A 19,485-nucleotide genomic window follows, 5' to 3' on the forward strand; every position below is an offset into this window, starting at 1 on the left:
ATACACTATTTTTTTCGTTCTGTCTTTTTCTTTTGGTTAAAATCTTCCAGACTTCACTTAATTGTTTGCTGACTGCCGGTTGATAGGCTACACTTAAAATAGCAGACAAGAGGTGAAATATCATGATGATCTTGCAAGTCAATCAGCTCGCAAAATCGTTTGGGGCTGATACTATTTTAACGAATATAAAGCTGGAAGTCAGATCAAAGGACAGGATTGCGATCGTCGGACGCAACGGAGCCGGAAAATCGACTTTCTTAAAAATCATCGCAGGAAAGCTGTCATATGAAAAAGGTGAAATCATCAAGCCGAAAGATTTAACGATGGGCTACCTGGACCAGCACTCAGGGCTTGATTCAAAGCTGACGATTAAGGAAGAACTGCTGTCGGTATTTGAATTTCTCAAGAAAATGGAACAAGAGATGCGTTCGATCGAAGAGCAAATGGCGCATGCTGATCCGGGCAAGCTGAACTCTTTAATGAAAACTTATGACAGGCTGCAGCAGGAGTTTAAAGACAAGGGCGGCTACCAATATGAAGCCGAAGTCAGATCCATCATGCACGGACTTGGTTTTGCCGGGTTTGATGATAACGCCCGCGTTCAGGACTTGAGCGGAGGACAGAAAACGCGGCTCGCTCTCGGTAAAATGCTTTTGACAAAGCCCGATCTCCTCATTCTCGATGAGCCGACGAACCACTTGGACATCGACACGCTGACATGGCTTGAACAATATTTGCAAAACTACAGCGGAGCGATTTTAATCGTGTCCCATGACAGATACTTTCTCGATAAAGTTGTCACACAAGTTTACGAGATTTCCCGCTCCCAGAGCAAAAAATATATCGGAAACTACAGCTCTTATCTTAAATTGAAGGCAGAGCATCTTGAAAAAGAAACGAAGCTGTATGAAAAACAGCAGGATGAAATCGCCAAGCTGCAGGACTTCGTCGACCGCAATTTAGCCAGGGCTTCAACGACAAAGCGCGCACAGAGCAGAAGAAAGCAGCTTGAACGGATGGAAGTCATGGATAAACCGCTGGGTGATGAAAAGTCGGCGTCCTTTCGCTTTGACATTTCAAGGCAAAGCGGAAACGATGTGCTGCGGGTTCAGGATTTAACCGTCAGCTATCAGGATCAGCCCCCGCTTCTCCGCTCGCTCGATTTCCACATTACCCGCGGTGAAAGTGTGGCGCTCGTCGGACCAAACGGAATCGGCAAATCGACTCTGCTTAAAACGCTGGTAGATAAACTGAAGCCTGTATCGGGAGCGATTGCGACAGGCTCGCATGTCACAATCGGCTACTACGATCAGGAACAGGCTGAACTGACATCGTCAAAACGCGTGCTCGACGAGCTTTGGGACGACTATCCCGAGATGAATGAGAAAGACATTCGAACTTGTCTCGGCAACTTTCTATTCTCCGGAGACGATGTGTTAAAGCCGGTACACGCTTTAAGCGGCGGGGAAAAAGCGCGGCTCGCTCTCGCCAAGCTGATGCTCCAAAAAGCCAATTTTCTTATTCTTGATGAACCGACAAACCATCTTGATTTAGACAGCAAAGAAGTATTGGAAAACGCTTTGATCGATTATCCGGGAACGATATTATTCGTGTCTCATGACCGCTATTTTATCAATAGAATCGCTACGAAAGTATTTGAGCTCTCCCCTGAAAAAATCGAGGAGTATCTGGGAGACTACGATTACTACACAGAAAAAAAAGCACAGCAGCTTGAGCTCGAACAGCTGGAAAAACAAAAAGCAGATGAGCCCAAGAAAACAGCTTCTGAAAAAGCGGGCGCGAAACGCAGCTATGAAGAAGAAAAGGAATGGAAAAGAAAAGAACGACAGCGACAGCGCCGCATTGAAGAAATCGAAACAAGAATTACGGGTATCGAAGGGCAAATCGAAAAAAATGAAGAACTTCTTTGTGAACCGGATGTCTTTCAAGACCATGAAAAAGTTCAGGATATCCACTCCGAAAACGAAAAGCTCAACCTCGAGCTTGAACAGCTGTTATCGGAATGGGAAGCACTTTCTACAAATGAATAAATGAAAAGCAGACCGCTTCATATTATGAAGCGGTTTTTTGTCCACAAAAGAAAACCTTTGTTATTAAGAAAGAAAACGTTTTACCCACAATATCCACAAAAAACATAATGTTTATACACATTATCAACAAGTAAAAAAGGTCTATAAAATAGGCTTTATTAAATTATACACAAGGCTGTGGATGTGTGTTAATAATTTGTTAATAACTTTTACCGCGTAAAAAAACCCCACTTACGTGAGGTTTTGATAAGAAGTCAGCTCAAGGCCGGGGTTGCCATTCATATCATATCTTCCCCTGATTCCTTTTTCAAAAGCGACGGTTCCTGCCGCGGCGATCATCGCTGCATTATCTGTGCATAGCGAAAGAGGCGGAATCAGAAGCTCAATCTCCGGATGGTTGCTGAATGTCTGTTCAAGCGCCGTTCTAAGCCCTTTGTTTGCCGCAACCCCTCCGGCCAGCAAAACCTGTTTGACGCCATAAGCCTTTGCCGCACGTTCCGTTTTGGTTACGAGCACATCAATGACGCTTTCTTGAAAGCTTGCGGATAAATCCTCCGGCGATATGGTTTCACCTTTTTGCGAAGCATTGTGAAGCGTGTTGATAACCGCTGATTTAAGTCCGCTGAAGCTGAAATGATATGAGCCCTCTTCAAGCCATGCACGCGGCAATGGCACGTTTGCATCACCCTGATGTGCGAGCTTGTCTATATGCGGACCTCCCGGATATGGCAGCCCCATTGTTCTCGCTACCTTATCATAGGCTTCACCCGCCGCATCATCAAGCGTTTCTCCTATGACTTCAAACGATCCGTGTTCCTTCATATACACGAGTTCTGTATGCCCTCCGGAGACGACGAGTGCAAGCGCCGGAAAATCCATTTCCTGAACAAGACGGTTCGCATATATATGACCGGCAATATGGTGAACACCTACCAACGGAATGTTGCGGGCGAAGCTCAGCGCTTTTGCCGCATTTACCCCGATTAATAGTGCGCCGACAAGACCGGGTCCTTCCGTTACCGCAATCGCATCAATGTCATCAAAATCCATTCCCGCCTGTGAAAGAGTTTCCTCCAGCACAATCGTGATTTGCTCCACATGATGACGGGACGCGATTTCCGGAACAACGCCCCCAAACCGCTTGTGGCTTTCAATTTGCGATGCGACAACATTAGCGACAATCTCTGTTCCATTTTTCACAATCGCTGCGGCGGTTTCATCACAGCTTGTCTCAATTCCCAATACATACAGATCTTTTTTATGATTCATTTAGTCTCACCCACATGATCAACGCATCTTCTCCATTATCAGTATAGTAATTTTTGCGAATGCCTCCCGGCTGAAAACCGAGTTTTTGGTACAAGCTTTGCGCAATATGATTCGATACCCTCACCTCTAATGAAAGCTGCTCCGCCTTTTTCATCCGGCACAGCTTCATGGCGGCTTTTAACAGAGCCTCGCCAAAACGGCGGCCCCTGTGTTCAGGTGAAACGGCAATATTCGTAATCTGTGCATCATCCATCACGATCCAGATGCCGCAGTAGCCAATGACTTGTTCTTCGATTTCAAGAACAAGGTAATGTGCATACATATTGTGATCAAGCTCATGGTGAAAAGACTCTTTTTTCCACGGTGATGAAAAAGAGCGCCTTTCAATTTCAAACACTTGATCCACGTCTTTTGGCGTCATTTCACGTATGACCATTTGTGTATTCATGGCTTCACCCGTTTATTTTTGTTTTTCCAGCCAAACAGCTTCCGCTTCGGCCAGCCGAATATAGTTTGGAACAAGGCCGTGTACAGGTTCAGGCTCTTTAAGCTCTCCGATCAATGCCAGCTCAGAAGGACGCGGAAGCTGCAGGGCAGGCCCTGCAATCACCGCTTGGTCGCCCATTATCTGCTTAATCAAATCTTTGTGGATGTCCGTATCATGGCCCAGGAACAGGACTTGCTGCTCCATGTCTTTCAGCTGTTTAAGCCAATCTTCAAGCAGGATATTTTGATCTTCTTTTAAAGCCCGCAATACACAGTTTTGATCATATTGATACAGCCCTGTATAAACCTGTCCGCGTCTTGCGTCAAACAATGGACAAATCAGTCCGGAGAAAAAACGGCCGCCCGCAGCCAGCACCTCAAGGCTGGAAACAGCTGCAACCGGAATATTTAACGACCAGGCAAGCGTTTTGGCTATCGTGACGCCAATCCGGACGCCTGTATAAGATCCAGGTCCTTTGGCAACGACAATTTTGCTCAAGTTCCCTGGCTCAAGTCCGCATTCCTTCAACAGCTCATCAATCGCCGGCATTGCCCTGACCGAATGATTTTTTTTCAAATGGGAAATATGCTCGGCCATCACCTTTCCATCCCTTGTTAAGGCAACACCAAGCGTTAAATTGGATGTATCAATCGCAAGTATCGTCATGTTCGCTTATCTCCTTGCAAAGATTTTCGTATCTGGCGCCTCTTGGAGAAAAGGTCAGTTTTCTCTCATCATCACCTATCCGTTTGATGACGATGTCAAGCCGTTCTTTCGGAAGCTGCTCCTCAATCAGATGGGCCCACTCCACTAGGCAGACGCCGTCTCCTTCAAAGTACTCATCTAGTCCGAGATCTTCGGCCTCATCTTCAACTCTGTAAACATCCATATGATACAGGGGAAGAGCGCCGTCGCGGTATTCTTTTATGATGGTGAAGGTCGGGCTGCTGACAACCCGCTGGATGCCGAGTCCTTCCGCAAACCCTTTCGTAAAAGTCGTTTTCCCGGCTCCAAGATCGCCTTCTAATGTCATGACATCGCCAGGCTGAACGTATCTTGCAGTCAATCTGGCAATGTCTTTTGTCTGTTCAGGTTCTGTCGTTTTCCATTCTACTGTTTTCACCTTTATGTCACCTGTCTTATTTAAAATGATTATATCCTTTTTTCTCAAGGAGTACGCAATCTTGTCCGCTGTGATAGAAAACTTGGGCATCCCCGGATTGACGAATGCGCCCGATTTGACAAACCGGGATCCGATGCTTAGAGCATTCTTCATAAAAATGCTCCCACTGATCGCTTGAAATCGTACCGACAAGTTCGTAGTCTTCGCCGCCGAACAAGACCCACTCTTCCCATCCGTTGTGCAGTGTATGTAAATCTGAATGTACAGGGATTAAATCTTGATATATGTCAATTGAAACACGGCTTGCTTCAGCAATTTCATTGAGCTCGCTGGCAAGTCCGTCGCTGATATCATTAAGCGCCACATGTTGATAGCGCGAACAAATTAAACCGGCTTCGACTTTCGGTGTCGGCCTTTTATGACGTGCAATAAAATATTGCGCCTGCCGCTCATCTTTGACCGGTATTTTCTCTAATAAAAAGGACAGCCCGGCCGCTGATGAACCGAGTTCCCCTGTTACAAAGACGACATCCCCCGGCTGAGCGTGGCTTCTGAGGCAGGCTGTGCCCTTTTTGATCTCACCGATCACCGTTACGGTTATCACCATTTGTCCGTTCGTCGCTACGGTGTCACCGCCGATTAAATCCATTTGGTATAGTTTCGCCAGCTGGTTCATTTCTTCATACATCGCCTCAATATCCGCGTCGTTCCATCCGGAAGGGACGGCGATTGAAACGAGATAAAATTTCGGAAAGCCTCCCATAGCAGCAACATCACTTATATTCACAGCCAATGCTTTATAGCCGATTTCAGCCGGTGTTGAATGCGAGGAAAGAAAATGGACACCGTCGACCATGGTATCGAGGCAAACAATCTCCTGATATCCGTTCTTTGAATGGTAAACAGCGGCATCATCTCCAATGCCGATTTCGATTTCCTGATGAGAAAGCGAACGGGGCGCAATCTTGTGAATCAGCTCAAATTCATCCATAAGATAACATGCTCCTTTGCTGTTAAAAGCGGCAAATCAAATACTATCACTAGTTTATCGAATTTACTGCAATAAAGAAAGCTTGGCAGAGCCAAGCTTTAAAAATGATGGGAAAGAAGACATAAAAAAAAACGAAATATCTCGATTTCGTTTGTGTACAACATGGCGGTCCGGACGGGACTCGAACCCGCGACCTCCTGCGTGACAGGCAGGCATTCTAACCAACTGAACTACCGGACCATTTCGTTATGTTTAACATTTTGGCTGTTAATTTAAATTTGGTTGCGGGGGCAGGATTTGAACCTGCGACCTTCGGGTTATGAGCCCGACGAGCTACCGAACTGCTCCACCCCGCGATAATATGAAGTTCGGCTTGGCGGCGTCCTACTCTCACAGGGGGAAGCCCCCAACTACCATCGGCGCTGAAGAGCTTAACTTCCGTGTTCGGCATGGGAACGGGTGTGACCTCTTCGCTATCGCCACCAAACCTTATTTGAGAGGTGTTCTCTCAAAACTAGATAACGGTGTCGTAAGACATTCATTTGGTTAAGCCCTCGATCGATTAGTATCTGTCAGCTCCATGTGTAGCCACACTTCCACCTCAGACCTATCAACCTGATCATCTTTCAGGGATCTTACTTCCTTAACGGAATGGGAAATCTCATCTTGAGGGGGGCTTCATGCTTAGATGCTTTCAGCACTTATCCCGTCCGCACATAGCTACCCAGCGATGCCCTTGGCAGAACAACTGGTACACCAGCGGTGCGTCCATCCCGGTCCTCTCGTACTAAGGACAGCTCCTCTCAAATTTCCTACGCCCGCGACGGATAGGGACCGAACTGTCCCACGACGTTCTGAACCCAGCTCGCGTACCGCTTTAATGGGCGAACAGCCCAACCCTTGGGACCGACTACAGCCCCAGGATGCGATGAGCCGACATCGAGGTGCCAAACCTCCCAGTCGATGTGGACTCTTGGGGGAGATAAGCCTGTTATCCCCGGGGTAGCTATGTGCGGACGGGATAAGTGCTGAAAGCATCTAAGCATGAAGCCCCCCTCAAGATGAGATTTCCCATTCCGTTAAGGAAGTAAGATCCCTGAAAGATGATCAGGCTGATAGGTCTGAGGTGGAAGTGTGGCGACACATGGAGCTGACAGATACTAATCGATCGAGGGCTTATAAGAGAGAGGATGGCATGCATCACTGTTAGAATAAGATCGGAGGGCTCTTTGCATCAACAAGAAAAGAGTGTGCTTTATGGTCCGGCTGTTTTGATATTCCCACAATATATAAAAACCCACTCTATAAGTGGGTTTTTATATTAAGATCATTCTTCATCTTCATAGAAACCAAACAATTTCTCTTCTTCATATTCATATTTCCGACCTGACAGCGCCTAAAAATCAAGTGTTTCCTGCCTGTTGTGCAAAGAGACAACTGCCAAAAAACCATGCTGGAAACCATTGGATTTACCTTCACAAATACAGGATAAGATTGGCCACCTGTTATTCAAACTGAAAATATACTTGATTCCCCGCTTCCATTTGAAATGAGTATATCATTTCTTACATATATGTCAATTTATATATTTAAAAATTTACATATGATATACTGTAGATATTTAAGTTGAAAAGAAGGAGATGATACATGATGCAAAAAAACAAGCATCATTTATTAAGCGAGGGGGTGTTTTTCCCTTTAATAACAGCTTCTCTCAAAGGCATCTCTCAAGTCATCCTGATTGAGAATGTAATGACCGGCTTTCTAATTCTGATAGCCATCACTGTTTCTTCTTATTATTTAGGCATAATTGCTCTGTTGTCCGCTATTATCGGCACCTTAGCAGGGAAATTGGGGGCGGCAGATGAAAAGAATATAAATCAGGGTTTGTTAGGATATAATTCTGTGTTAACTGGAATGGCATTGGCATCATTCTTAACTGGCCCTTACATGTGGCTTATCGCTTTAATTGGGGCAGCCGCAGCAGCCATCTTCACAGCCGCCATGATGCATTTTACGAAAAGAACCGAAGTTCCAATTCTTACATTCCCCTTTGTTATCCTGACATGGTTTATATTATTAGCTTCATACAAATTAAAAGGGATTAGATTAAGTTCTGCCCTGGTACCTCAGGATTTAACACACTGGGAACTAAAGACAGCAGGTGAAGTCAATTTAATAGACGGGGTCTTTCATGGAATTGGACAAGTATTTTTTCTTAGTAACACAGTATCTGGGATTTTAGTATTCCTCGCCGTATGTTGGGCAGGAAGAAAACTAGGACTATATACAGTTATCGGAAATGCAGTTGCTATCATCAGTGCTGCATAGATCGCCATTCCAACCGGATGCGTGTAATCAAACGTTTTTTGGATCCAGTTCGTCACATCGTTGGTACCAAAGAATGAAGCCACGGTCCGCGGTGTAATGATAAACGAAACAGCAAAGATAACCGGAATAACACCCGCCGGGTTAACCTTCAGCGGCAAGTGTGTTGACTGACCGCCAGGAACCGGTGAACGGCCTGAACCTTTCGCATATTGAATTGAGATTTTTCTTACTGCCTGTTGGATAAAAATCACGCCAACGACAATCGCCACAATCGCAACCAATATGATGACAACCTTTAAGATTTGCAAGAACAACTGATCTCCAGCGTCTGTAAACTGCTGAGCGTAGATCTGATTGACCGTCTGCGGAATACCGGCAACGATACCGGCGAAGATGATAATCGATATTCCATTACCAACTCCATGGGACGTAATTTGTTCTCCCAGCCACATTAAAAAAGCAGTTCCGGCAGTCAGCACAATCGCAATGGTCAAATAAGTACCGAATCCCTGAAATGAATTGCGGAAAATGGTCGGATATTAAGTCTTCCACGATGCCGGTATCATTGACAACGCGGCTGACGGTTTCGCCGCTCGTCTTTTCGTCAAAGTACCGAACGGGGAGTCGCAGCAATTTAAACCACATCCGCTCACGCAAGGAAGCGACGACTTTTTGCCCGGCATAGGCAAGAAAATAGGTGGAAAACCCGTCGCAAATCGCTTGAATGATAAAAACGAGCGCGAGGATTCCCGCTAAGGCGATGTTGATCGATTGGGCGGAAAAGCCGTCAACCATTTCCCTCGTTAAAAGCGGGATGGACAGCCCCACCAATGTCGTAATCAGGCTTGTGCTTAAGCCGATTGCTAATGCGAGTTTAGGGACGTTGGATGAGAGAATCAATGAGAAGAACGGTTTTATGCTGGTTGGTTTGTTCTCTGTTTTCATTTGCTTGCCTCCTTTCTGTAACGAATCATACTACGAGATAGGCGGCAAAAGGTTTCCAAGCCTGCCGTTTTTTTATTTAACTTTAAGGTTGACAGATGAAAGAGGTGTAACTATTATTATTACATAATGTAACTTGTGTAGTTACAAATGAGAAAGGAACAAAAAACATGACCTTGAACATGAAGGATAAGCCGAATAATACGAGAAATGAAAGCATATAAGCGAAATCCTCCGATTGGATTTTTTCGCGTTTTAAAGAGAAGGGCTTCTCCTGTGAACGCGAGGGGGTTTGATTATCCGTATTTTAACATAAAAAAGCCTTGTTGAGTGACTCTCAACAAGGCTTCCCATTATTCGACGATAAACGGCTCCTCTGTCAGCACATAGCTTGATTTTCCTTTAGAAGAGGCGTAAGCGAGCATATGATATTTGCCCGGTTTAAGGGCGGTTGTATCATTGATCTTTCCGTTCCATTGATATGTTTGATACCCTTTTTCGCATGTGCGATTTATTTAAAAATGAATTAACAGGTACGTTTTGTCTTGTTTAGTTTTCAAAGATCATTTTTCAAAAAATGGAGCGGGTGATGAGAATCGAACTCACGACATCAGCTTGGAAGGCTGAGGTTTTACCACTAAACTACACCCGCATTATTGTTATGGCGCGCCCGAGAGGAGTCGAACCCCTAACCTTTTGATCCGTAGTCAAACGCTCTATCCAATTGAGCTACGGGCGCTTTATCAGCGACTTAACTATAATACTATGAAAATCAGTTAAAGTCAACAGGTTTTTTTATTTTTTCGTGTAAGGATCATGGCTTTTGTTTCGGCCTTATCTATTATACACATTTTAATTCATTTGTACACCCTTCAGATGAAAAACATCAACTGTTGTAATCTGAAGAATCATTCCGCTGTCATCAGCGACGAATAATAATATATCATGTACTCAATTCGATAGTCAATACTTTTTTGATTTTTTTATTCAAAATAAACATGCCTTCTCCGAGTCTTCATGCTCTAAGTTCAACTTGGCTTTTATTTATATGTTTATTCTCATAAAATGTTCCCTTTTATTATACCGATGTTCCACGTTCTAATCAAAGGCAGCGGCACATCTTATCAATGCATTTAATGAAGCTTTTATTTTGCAGCATCTTTTTCGGCAGCTGTTTTCAACTGTGCGCACGCCGCAAAAGCTGGATTGTACCTCCAACTTGCGAACGGAGCTGTTCTGCCAGCTCTTTAAGTTTTCGCCTCTTATTATTGATCGCTTATATACATTGAACAAAAATAGGCGGGAGTACATCTTCTCCCGCCTGCATTCCACCTGCTATTGTTTTACTTGATCTGTTATCCGCTAACTTTCACACTGTTTTGTACATTTTCATCCTGGTAGTTGCGGAAATTATGTTCGAGCTGCTCAAGCGTAAGTCCCTTCGTTTCCGGCAGGAATTTTTTCACGAATGTGATCGAGAGAATTCCCAGTCCAACAAAGATGAGAATGTCGAAGACAGCCCGATTTTATCAAGAAGAATCGGAAATAAGAGTCCGACAAAGAAATTGGCGATCCATAAACAAAATACGGTAACTCCCATTCCAAGACCGCGCAGGCGCAACGGGAAGATTTCTGAAAGCATCAGCCATGTGACCGGCGAAATAGCTCCCTGTTGAAATGCGAGGAACGTTACGGTTAAAGCAAGCACAACATACGGAAGAGCTGTTGAGCCTTCAAGCACAGTTGAGAAGATTCCAATAAGCAGAAGCGCTGATGTCGTTCCTACTAAACCAGTTAAGAGCATGGGCCGCCGTCCGACTTTGCCGAGCAGCCAAATCCCAACAAATGTTGCCAGAACCGAAATGACACCGTTTGCAATATTTCCGATAAGTGCTGCTTTCGTTTCAAAACCTGAATTTTTAAGGATTTCGGTTCCATAATACATAATGGAGTTTACACCCGTAACCTGCTGAACGATGGCGATTCCGATTCCAAGGAATACGATTCGGCGCACCCAAGGAACCGCAAGATCTTTATATGTTGCCTTCTTGATCTCCGATTCTTTCGTGATAGCGGTTTCAATTTCTGCCAATTCTGAGTTGGCGCGCTTGTCATCACGGATTTTTTTCAAAACGTTTAAGGCAAGTTCATTTTTTCCCTTTGAAACAAGCCAGCGTGGGCTTTCAGGCATTCTTAACATCCCGAAGAACAAAAAGATTGCGGGAACGGCAGCAATGGCCAGCATATAGCGCCAAACATGAGAGCTGTCACCCATTGTCGTGCCGAGAATGGCATTAAAAGTAAAGGCAGCAAGCTGTCCGCTTACGATCATTAATTCGTTCTGGGTTACCATCCGCCCCCTTCTTTCTGAAGGAGACATTTCCGCTAAATAAGTCGGCACCGTGACAGACGCTCCCCCTACAGCAAGCCCCAGAAAGAAACGAGAGAGAATCATGACAGTTACATTTGGTGCAAGTGTACAACCGAGCGTTGCGATAAAGAAAAGAACGGCAAGAAAGATAATGTTTTTACGACGGCCGACATAGTCAGACAGCCTGCCTCCAAACACAGCGCCAAGTGCAGCGCCTAAAAGGAGGGAGCTCGCCACAAGCCCTTCGGTAAGTGCGGTTAAATTAAGCTGATCCGGCTCGGCCATGTATGGCAAAGCGCCATTGATAACTCCGGTGTCATATCCGAAAAGCAGCCCGCCGAATGTCGAGACGATAATAATAGTGCGCAAAAATGACTTTTGATTTCCGTGTTCATTCATATATTTCTCCCGCCTTTGTTTGTCATGTTTATTTGCAAAGGTATCGATAACTCATTCCTTAATCGAGATTTAAGTACCAAATTCAAACCTTGTTCATCGCCTAAGTCATCCCCTCCTCTTTTTAAAACATCCTTTCTTATTGGAAAAAGAAGATACCTGAGTTAACGGAAGAATAAAACGTTCTCTTCCGACATCACACAGCTGAAGAATGATGCCGCCAGCTTTTGGAATCGTTTTCATTTTAACGGTTGAGGCTAATCCATTCATTCTTTTTGATAGATTGTTATGTTGTAGTTATGTTTTTGTGATCTTTTTGTGATGTCTGTTATTATCATAATTTTAAAAGCGCTTTCAGTCAACACAAATTTCAGAAAATTATTTTATATTTTCATTATTTTTTCGCCCTAAACAGAGAAATATCAGGCATTAATACCGGTTTTCAACATTTTCTCTTTTATTTTTAGGCATCAATCCCTCATTTTTTATTTTTGTTATGTTGTAGTGATGTTTTTGTCACTTCTTTGTGAATTGTAGAATCACCGCAAATAAAAAAACACCAAGGATTATTTCCCATCCTTGGTGTATGACCACATAGATTCGCGCAGCCTTAAGCGACCAATCCGGTGTCATCCTCCGCTTTAATGATTCGTCCGTACTTATGTTTGATGATCAGCGACTTGTACCAATGTCCCTTTCACAACGAGGCGTCTGTCGGTTCTTTCTGCTTTGTCGCATGTGATCAGTGTAATCTGCTTTTCCTTTGTTTCAAACACTACGGCTGCGTCCATTTCCGACATCACTTTTTTGGAAGTAACAGAGTAGATATAATCTTTTTTAAAATCGGTGATCACGATTCGAGCTCCCTTTTTTATATCAAGCAAAGGTCCAAACAGAAGGCTTTTCTGCCTTATATGATGGCCGGCCAATGGGTAGTTTCCCTCACCCATTTTTTGATCGGGTCGCATGGTCGCCGCTCCGAAGAGGAGGTTTTGATTGGTTGTGCCTTTTAATATCGGAAGACGGATATCGACGCTCTTGATCGTGATTCGGCCGATGACCGCTTTCGGTTTTTGATCGATACCCGTTTTTAATGTTTCCAAAAAAGAAGGCGGCTGAATCGCATCGAAGTCAAACAATGCTTCTTTTTCATTATTTTTTTGCGCCTGCTCCGCGCTCGGCCAATCTTGCTGATGGCTTAGATAGCCAATGATGCTTTCTTTAATGAAGGGCGAACAGATGAGCATCCCCCCTGAAAGAATCAACAGAGCAATCATCATTTTTTTCAGCATGTGAAAAATCCTTTCAGCCGCCAATCCTGGTTCTGGCGGCGCAACTCGTTCTTAAAAAAGCACCTGATCAGTTTTTCAGGTGATCAGGTGCTGTCAAAGCCTATTGCGTGTTTCTTTGTCTCTTTCTTGCGTGCAGGGCCAATGCTCCTCCTGCCAGAAGCAGCAGAATGCCGGTCATGATCTGGATCATGTTGTCTGTATCCCCGGTCTTCGGAAGCGTTTTGTCTGCTTTCATATGACTTGCTGAACCATCGTTGTCAGAACGGGGGTCGTTGCCACCCGCTGTGTTTTTATCGACCGGTTCCGTTTTGACTTTTGTATTAAAAGCCGTTACTTCAGCCGCTTTTGACTGTCCTTTTTTAATCGTAAAGACTAGCGGTGTGTCATCCAGTTCATAGCCGTCTGGCGCCTTTGTTTCGACCAATTGATAGCGGCCCGGCTCAAGGCCTTCGATCATAAGTTGACCGTCCTTATCGGTTTTCCAGACTGAAGGCAGGTCTTTGCCGTAGGCGTTTGTTGTCACAGGCTTTCCATCGGCGTCTAAAAGCTTGAATTCGGCACCTTCCAAAACGGTGTGCTTATCGTTTCGATCGACTTTTGTCAGCTTTACGGCGCCCGGCGTCAATTTGTTTGCGGCGATGATTTCAACCGGTTTCGTATCGGTATTTTTGATCTTGAACGAAATTGGCGTTTGATCCAACTCGTAATGTTCAGGCGCTTTTGTTTCGACAAACTGGTATTCGCCCGGTTTAAGACCGTGGACTGTAATCTGTCCTTTGTCATTGGTGGTCAAGCCGGTTAACAGCACTTTGCCGTTTCCGTCAATCAGATTGAACGTCGCCCCTTGGAGAACGGATTGTTTATCATTCTGATCAACTTTTGTCAGCACGACGCTGTTTTTCGCATTAACGGCCTTCACTTCAACCTGTTCCGGCTTTCCTTGACCTTGCGCCGTGATGGTGAAAGCGACAGGGCTGGTTTGCAAAAGATAGCCGTCTGGTGCGTGTGTTTCAACAAATTGGTAGCGGCCAGGAGCCAAATCGGCGACCTCAATTGTACCGTCTTTTTTAGAAACAAGTCCGTCTTTGATCGTGTTTCCATTGTCATCAATGATTTTGAAAACAGCGCCTTCCAATCCGTTTCCGTCTTGATCTGTTTTGGTTAATCGAACAGAGCCTTTGTAATTGACGGCTGCGCCGGCATCTACCGCTTCCGGTTTTCCTTCAGCCGCTTCGGAGATGGTGAACGCTTTTCTTTCGCTGTTCAACACAAATCCGGACGGTGCTTTTGTTTCAATGAAGGCGTAGCGGCCAGGTGCGAGATCTGAAGCCGTGATCTTTCCATCTTGATCTGAGACCAGATTGTCTTGAACCGTTTTTCCTTCCTCATCAACGATTTTAAATTCGGCTCCTTCAAGTCCATGTCCTTCCGTATCTTCCTTCGTCAAAAGAACGGAGCCTTTGTAGTTGACGAAGATACCGGCATCAGCTGCTTCCGGCTTTCCTTCAGCCGCTTCGGAGATGGTGAACGCTTTTCTTTCGCTGTTCAACATAAATCCGGATGGTGCTTTTGTTTCGATAAAGGCGTAGCGGCCAGGTGCGAGATCTGAAGCCGTGATCTTTCCATCTTGATCTGAGACCAGATTGTCTTGAACCGTTTTTCCTTCCTCATCAACGATTTTAAATTCGGCTCCTTCAAGTCCATGTCCTTCCGTATCTTCCTTCGTCAAAAGAACGGAGCCTTTGTAGTTGACGAAAATACCGGCATCCGCCGCTTTCGGCTTTCCTTCAGCCACTTCGGAGATGGTGAACGCTTTTCTTTCGCTGTTCAATACAAATCCGGATGGTGCTTTTGTTTCGATGAAGGCGTAGCGGCCAGGCGCGAGACCAGAAACCTTCACTTTCCCGTCCTGATCTGAGACCAGATTTTCCTGAACCGTTTTTCCTTCCTGATCAACAAGCTTGAATACTGCTCCCGCTAACGAATGGCCTTCCCCATCTTCCTTCGTTAGCTGCACACTGCCTTTATAATTGATCAGTTGGCCCAAATTAATATCAGGCACTTGATTCTTGTCATTCTTCGTGACTGAGAATTCAATTGCTTTTGTATTTACGATATATCCTGCCGGAGCCTTGGTTTCAGTCAGGCGATAATCGCCAGCCGGCAAACCTTCTATTTCAACTTTTCCGTTTTCATCGCTTGTAATATTCGTCCTGATCGTCGTAAAAGTGCCGTTGCTGAATTTTTTCTCCAGCTTGAATATAGCTCCTTTTAAAGGGTTGTTTTGTTCATCTTTTTTGATAAGCGTCACCTTGTTTTTCTGATTCACGACTTTATACAGCGCCCCGGCACTGGAGGAGTTGCTGTCAATCTCCACAGTGACTCCGTTTGCAAAAGTATCGCTGATGGTGTATCCCTCAGGCGCCTTTACTTCTTTTAATACGTAAGTGCCGTAGCGGATATTACCGAACGTCATCTTTCCTTCGGCATCTGTCGTTCCTGTGCGCAGAAGCTGCTTTTTGTCTTTGGACCACAATTGAAAATCGGCTCCCTGAAGAGGTTTATTGTCCTCTCCTGTTTTAAAGATGGTCAGGCTTCCTTTCTCCCCTGATCCGGACCCGCCGCCGCTTGAAATCACGACAAAGACGGAACTGCCGTTTTCCTGAGTCTGCTCTTGAACATTCGTACCGGAAATCGACACTTTGTTGCCGACATGGCCGCTCGTGCCCGCTATGTTAATCAAGGAGCGATATTGAATGACATAGGCGCGGTCAATCTGTTTGTAGCTTCCTATGAATTTCAGGGTAAATGATTGTTCACCCGTTGCAGGATCGGTTGTGATGTCCAATGTATAGTCTTTGTCTTTCTGAAGCTGAACATCGCCCGCGACAAGATTTCCGCTGCTGTCTTTGACCACTCCGTTTTCATCGTATTTGGCTTGATAAACTTTAAAAGAATCCCCATCCAACATTTGATTTGCATCCGGGGTGTCAGTGACTTTGACATCGTCCAGCGTCGATTGGCTGGCGTTGACATTGATGTTCCAATCGATATAGCTGCCATTCTGCTTTCCGCCTTTAAAAATCAGGCTTCCGCCGTTTGCGACTGAGACAGAGCCTGTCAAAGTCCGGTCTGTATGACCTTCATTATGGTATGTGGCCTTGTTTGTATACGGGCTCTGATGAATGACCTTTCCTTTCAGTGATGTTTTAAATTCAATCAGATACGGGGTAGAGTCATCTGTTTTCAGCAGCACGGTCAATGTATGGTCATTGTCGGCTGACGGTTCCTCCACCTCGTATCGGGAAGGATCAAGCGCGTCTCCTTCTGTGATGGAGCCGTTTTTATTGATCGTATACTTCTTCACAGAAAGCGAACCGGGAACATATCGCTGATCGTCTGCGATCACATCTTTTATATAAGGATTTTTTGCGGACTCTCCATTATAGTTGGTTCCGATTTTCCAGGTGATGTCTTTAGACACTGCATTGTACGAACCGTTTTTGAATCCATTATGGGAAGTCTGGTTATTCGGTGTAAAACCGCTTGATTCCTTATTCTTGCGTTTCGTGCCGCTATGATCCGTCCATGTTGACTCAGCGGTATTTTTTGTATTCTCATTGGAAAAATCAGCGTTCATTTTCGTTCTATACGTGATCTTAAACTGGCTGTCCGTCTTCGCATAATCTCCGATGAATGCCAATGTAAAGCCTTGATCATCAGGTTTCTTTGTCAAGGTATAATCTTTGCCTTCCTCAAGTGTTGCGTTCTTTGTTACATCTTGAATGGCGAGTGAACCGTCAATGAGCGCCAGTCCACCGCTGACAAATTGATCATCCAACGTCCAATTGTTCATCATGTAGTTGTTCCTATTAATTGTAATCGTCCAATCAACCGTCTTATTCTCATAGTCAACATTCGAATAGCCTTTGATCAGGTTCTGCTGGACGGCGGTTCCTGAAGACTCCTTTGATTCCCCTGTCCCGGCCGTTGCAGTATTGGTGTATTTTGTCGCTTGATCAATGATCACTCCATTGTTGACCCCTGTTTGGTAAGTGATCTTGTATGCGCCATTGATATCTTGTTTAAATTGAACGACAAAGCCGCTTCCATTGTCTGTCAGCGTGTAGTCCTCGCCTTCCACTAACGGGGTTCCGGCTTTCTCGCTGCCGTTTTCACCAAAGGTAATCGGAACGACCTTCAAGGAATCCGAAACAAGGTGCACATCTTCGGAACCAAACGTGTCGGTGATGCTGGCCTTTGATTGCTCTATCGTTTTTTCTCCGTAGTTGTATAAAACTGCCCAGCTGAACGTTTGTGAATCCGCCTTGTAACCGCTCAGGGATTTGTCGATCATTTTTCCATACTTGGCAGTGAGGCTGGCCTCCGCCGAAGCCGGTTCCAAATTGTCCCCGCTGAATGCCGCCTTGTTCGTCAGCGTCACATTTCCGCCTTCACTCGGTTTTGCACTGTTGTCAATGTCTGTCTCATAGACAAGACGATAAGCTGAATCGATCTGCCCGTCGAATGTGATGTTTCCATTTCCATCGACACTGTAGCCTGAAGTGATTTCACTCCCCTGACTGACAGAGCCGTCAATGTTCACATCAAGTTTATAAACTTTAACCGAACGATAGATCAATCCTTCTGGAAGGCTTTCAGTGAGTTTGGCATTTTTGACCTGGTCTAATTTTTTGTTGATATCGACCGTCCATGTCGCTTTGCCAGGGTTGATGCCTTTATCCAAAGCCCCTGATTTATCAATCGTTTTGCTGACATTCGGTTTAAAATAAACCGTTACTTCCGGCGTATCGGAATGAACCGGGAAAACAATTTTTTGCGTAGTTGAACCTTTAATGTTTTGCTGGTTGAACTGTGTGTTGACAAACAAAGTCCCTTTGACATTTGAATCTGTTTTGACCTGGTCGTTAAATGTCATGACGACATGGCCATTTCTATCGATCGAAAATGAACCATATGTGGTGTCGCCGGCATTCAACGGCTGATTTGTAATGTCATTATGCATGATAAATTCCTTAGGCAAATCAAATTCGTAGCGATCGCCAGCGTTTATTGTTTTGCCCAATTCATCCGGGATCGCCCAGGTGATTGTGATCTTGGCCGGAGAATTCGTATTGGCGCGATTGCTTTGATCGTACGGATTGCCATTCTCATCCGTCAACTCAACGCCTGTCAAAATGTTTTGTGTGATTTGATTTTCTGCGGACGCAAGGCTGCTCCCAGCCGATTGATTTGAGAATGTTGCCGCTTTTGCGCTCTCTGTCTCAGAGTCGTCAGATGGTTTTGCTTGCGAAGCTTCTTGATCCTGTGCGCTTGACTCATCTGATTGATCAGCTGCCTGCTTTCCACCTTTAGATTCCGAAGAATCGTTATCAGCTGTTTCTGATCCGGTGTCAGATGTCTCCTCTTTCTTTAATGGGATTATGACCTGCTGGGTCTTGCCGCCGCCTAAATCAAACAACGCTGTTACCGTTTTGGCATCAGCTTTCACATCAGCGGCAAATTTGGCAGGCAGTTTGATAGCCCCTTTTGCCTCATTCAAATCGCCAGCGGTGCTGTTTAATTTGACCGTCAGGGTATGTTCTGCCGCCGACACTTTAAAGCTGCCGAGCACCTGTTGATCCGCTGTTTTCACTTCACCTGCAGCATCCTGGTCGAATGCGAAATGTTTAGGAATCTGCACAATGATATCTTTTCCTAAATCTGATTTCTGATCTTGTTTTAGTGACCACTCGTATGTCAGTGTCACTTCATCCCCCGGTGTTAATGCGGGCTCTTCACTGATTGAGCCGTCAACCGTTTGGCCGCTGCCGTTTTTGACTGTCACAGAATCGACGAATGACCCGCTATTTGTCGGATCGCCGGCTGCCTGTATTTGCATTGAAAAGCCGAGCACCTGGCTGACAATAAAAAACAGCGTAAGACCTGTGAGCAAAAACGGCTTGAGCCTTCTGCTTTTTCCTGGGCCGGACGGCAATGTTCTCGATCTCAAAATAATTATTCCTCCTTTTTCCATAATCGATATACTCTTGGAATCTTTGCTTGCGGCCTCCTTCCTGAAACAAGGCTTAACTGCCGAATGATTTGGTATTTTAAAATCATTGCTGAATGTTGAGCGGTGATATCAGGGTTATCCCGAGGCGTTGTACGTTGTTTTCCCACTTTAGAAATGACTTCATCCGAACCAAACTACATTGTATGAAATCGAACT

The 19,485-nt window shown here is 45.0% G+C and carries 9 protein-coding genes, 4 tRNA genes, 1 rRNA gene, 3 pseudogenes and 2 other annotated features; of the genes and pseudogenes, 2 read left to right on the forward strand and 15 right to left on the reverse strand.

The features are described 5' to 3' along the window. Positions 1 to 122 precede the first annotated feature (122 nt). Positions 123 to 2,051 (forward strand): ABC-F family ATP-binding cassette domain-containing protein, encoded by a 1,929-nt coding sequence (locus M654_RS20545; RefSeq protein WP_026589786.1) that lies wholly within the window; start codon positions 123 to 125, stop codon positions 2,049 to 2,051. Between the two features lie 231 nt (positions 2,052 to 2,282). Here M654_RS20545 and tsaD read toward each other — a convergent pair whose 3' ends face one another. The 8 genes from tsaD to rrf all read right to left on the reverse strand — a co-directional run bounded on the left by tsaD (position 2,283) and on the right by rrf (position 6,408). Further along, entirely contained in the window at positions 2,283 to 3,320 is a 1,038-nt protein-coding gene (tsaD, locus tag M654_RS20550; protein ID WP_026589787.1) for a tRNA (adenosine(37)-N6)-threonylcarbamoyltransferase complex transferase subunit TsaD, read from the reverse strand. Beyond that, complete coding sequence (gene rimI / locus M654_RS20555) at positions 3,310 to 3,768, reverse strand: ribosomal protein S18-alanine N-acetyltransferase (RefSeq protein ID WP_026589788.1); 459 nt, start codon at positions 3,766 to 3,768, stop codon at positions 3,310 to 3,312. Before rimI ends, tsaD begins: the two co-directional genes overlap by 11 nt. A 12-nt stretch (positions 3,769 to 3,780) precedes the next feature. Next, positions 3,781 to 4,473, reverse strand: coding sequence for a tRNA (adenosine(37)-N6)-threonylcarbamoyltransferase complex dimerization subunit type 1 TsaB (tsaB, locus tag M654_RS20560; RefSeq protein ID WP_026589789.1), 693 nt, complete (start codon positions 4,471 to 4,473; stop codon positions 3,781 to 3,783). Next, complete coding sequence (gene tsaE, locus M654_RS20565; protein ID WP_026589790.1) at positions 4,454 to 4,930, reverse strand: tRNA (adenosine(37)-N6)-threonylcarbamoyltransferase complex ATPase subunit type 1 TsaE; 477 nt, start codon at positions 4,928 to 4,930, stop codon at positions 4,454 to 4,456. The genes tsaB and tsaE overlap by 20 nt, the downstream gene beginning before the upstream one ends. A 16-nt stretch (positions 4,931 to 4,946) precedes the next feature. Further along, complete coding sequence (thiL, locus tag M654_RS20570; RefSeq protein WP_026589791.1) at positions 4,947 to 5,921, reverse strand: thiamine-phosphate kinase; 975 nt, start codon at positions 5,919 to 5,921, stop codon at positions 4,947 to 4,949. Between the two features lie 163 nt (positions 5,922 to 6,084). Then, positions 6,085 to 6,161, reverse strand: a tRNA-Asp gene (locus M654_RS20575). Positions 6,162 to 6,200: 39 nt separating this feature from the next. Continuing rightward, positions 6,201 to 6,277, reverse strand: a tRNA-Met gene (locus tag M654_RS20580). 15 nt (positions 6,278 to 6,292) lie between these two features. Further along, positions 6,293 to 6,408: ribosomal RNA gene (gene rrf, locus M654_RS20585) — 5S ribosomal RNA — on the reverse strand. Between the two features lie 67 nt (positions 6,409 to 6,475). Beyond that, positions 6,476 to 6,738, reverse strand: a sequence feature (23S ribosomal RNA rRNA prediction is too short). A 15-nt stretch (positions 6,739 to 6,753) separates the two neighbouring features. After that, positions 6,754 to 7,093: a sequence feature (most likely nonfunctional fraction of RNA operon), on the reverse strand. A gap of 580 nt (positions 7,094 to 7,673) precedes the next feature. On the opposite strand from rrf, the gene M654_RS20590 reads away from it, so the two are divergent. Beyond that, positions 7,674 to 8,252: an urea transporter gene (locus M654_RS20590; RefSeq protein WP_236251234.1), complete on the forward strand. Its 579-nt coding sequence runs from the start codon at positions 7,674 to 7,676 to the stop codon at positions 8,250 to 8,252. On the opposite strand, the pseudogene M654_RS20595 reads toward M654_RS20590, so the two are convergent. The 7 genes and pseudogenes from M654_RS20595 to M654_RS20625 all read right to left on the reverse strand — a co-directional run. Further along, a pseudogene (locus tag M654_RS20595) lies at positions 8,222 to 8,761 on the reverse strand (preprotein translocase subunit SecY); the annotation flags it as partial. The gene M654_RS20590 and the pseudogene M654_RS20595 sit on opposite strands and share 31 nt — an antisense overlap. Continuing rightward, positions 8,757 to 9,197 (reverse strand): annotated as a pseudogene (locus M654_RS20600) (ABC transporter transmembrane domain-containing protein); the annotation flags it as partial. The pseudogenes M654_RS20600 and M654_RS20595, both read right to left, overlap by 5 nt. Positions 9,198 to 9,772: 575 nt before the next feature. After that, positions 9,773 to 9,846, reverse strand: a tRNA-Gly gene (locus tag M654_RS20605). Between the two features lie 10 nt (positions 9,847 to 9,856). Then, positions 9,857 to 9,933, reverse strand: a tRNA-Arg gene (locus M654_RS20610). 616 nt (positions 9,934 to 10,549) lie between these two features. Beyond that, positions 10,550 to 11,964: pseudogene (locus M654_RS20615) on the reverse strand (sugar porter family MFS transporter). Positions 11,965 to 12,620: 656 nt separating this feature from the next. Continuing rightward, positions 12,621 to 13,253: a class A sortase gene (locus tag M654_RS20620; RefSeq protein WP_026586035.1), complete on the reverse strand. Its 633-nt coding sequence runs from the start codon at positions 13,251 to 13,253 to the stop codon at positions 12,621 to 12,623. 100 nt (positions 13,254 to 13,353) lie between these two features. Then, positions 13,354 to 19,266: a SpaA isopeptide-forming pilin-related protein gene (locus tag M654_RS20625; protein WP_026586034.1), complete on the reverse strand. Its 5,913-nt coding sequence runs from the start codon at positions 19,264 to 19,266 to the stop codon at positions 13,354 to 13,356. Between the last annotated feature and the right edge of the window lie 219 nt (positions 19,267 to 19,485).

The organism is Bacillus sp. NSP9.1 (genome assembly GCF_000465465.2).
Classification (GTDB): domain Bacteria; phylum Bacillota; class Bacilli; order Bacillales; family Bacillaceae; genus Bacillus; species Bacillus sonorensis_A.

Bases quoted from the DNA above. Each gene is read 5' to 3' on its own strand.
- M654_RS20620 (WP_026586035.1), bottom strand. From the start codon at position 13,253: ATGCTGAAAAAAATGATGATTGCTCTGTTGATTCTTTCAGGGGGGATG.
- tsaD (WP_026589787.1), bottom strand. From the start codon at position 3,320: ATGAATCATAAAAAAGATCTGTATGTATTGGGAATTGAGACAAGCTGT.
- M654_RS20590 (WP_236251234.1), top strand. From the start codon at position 7,674: ATGACCGGCTTTCTAATTCTGATAGCCATCACTGTTTCTTCTTATTAT.
- rimI (WP_026589788.1), bottom strand. From the start codon at position 3,768: ATGAATACACAAATGGTCATACGTGAAATGACGCCAAAAGACGTGGAT.
- M654_RS20545 (WP_026589786.1), top strand. From the start codon at position 123: ATGATGATCTTGCAAGTCAATCAGCTCGCAAAATCGTTTGGGGCTGAT.
- thiL (WP_026589791.1), bottom strand. From the start codon at position 5,921: ATGGATGAATTTGAGCTGATTCACAAGATTGCGCCCCGTTCGCTTTCT.
- tsaB (WP_026589789.1), bottom strand. From the start codon at position 4,473: ATGACGATACTTGCGATTGATACATCCAATTTAACGCTTGGTGTTGCC.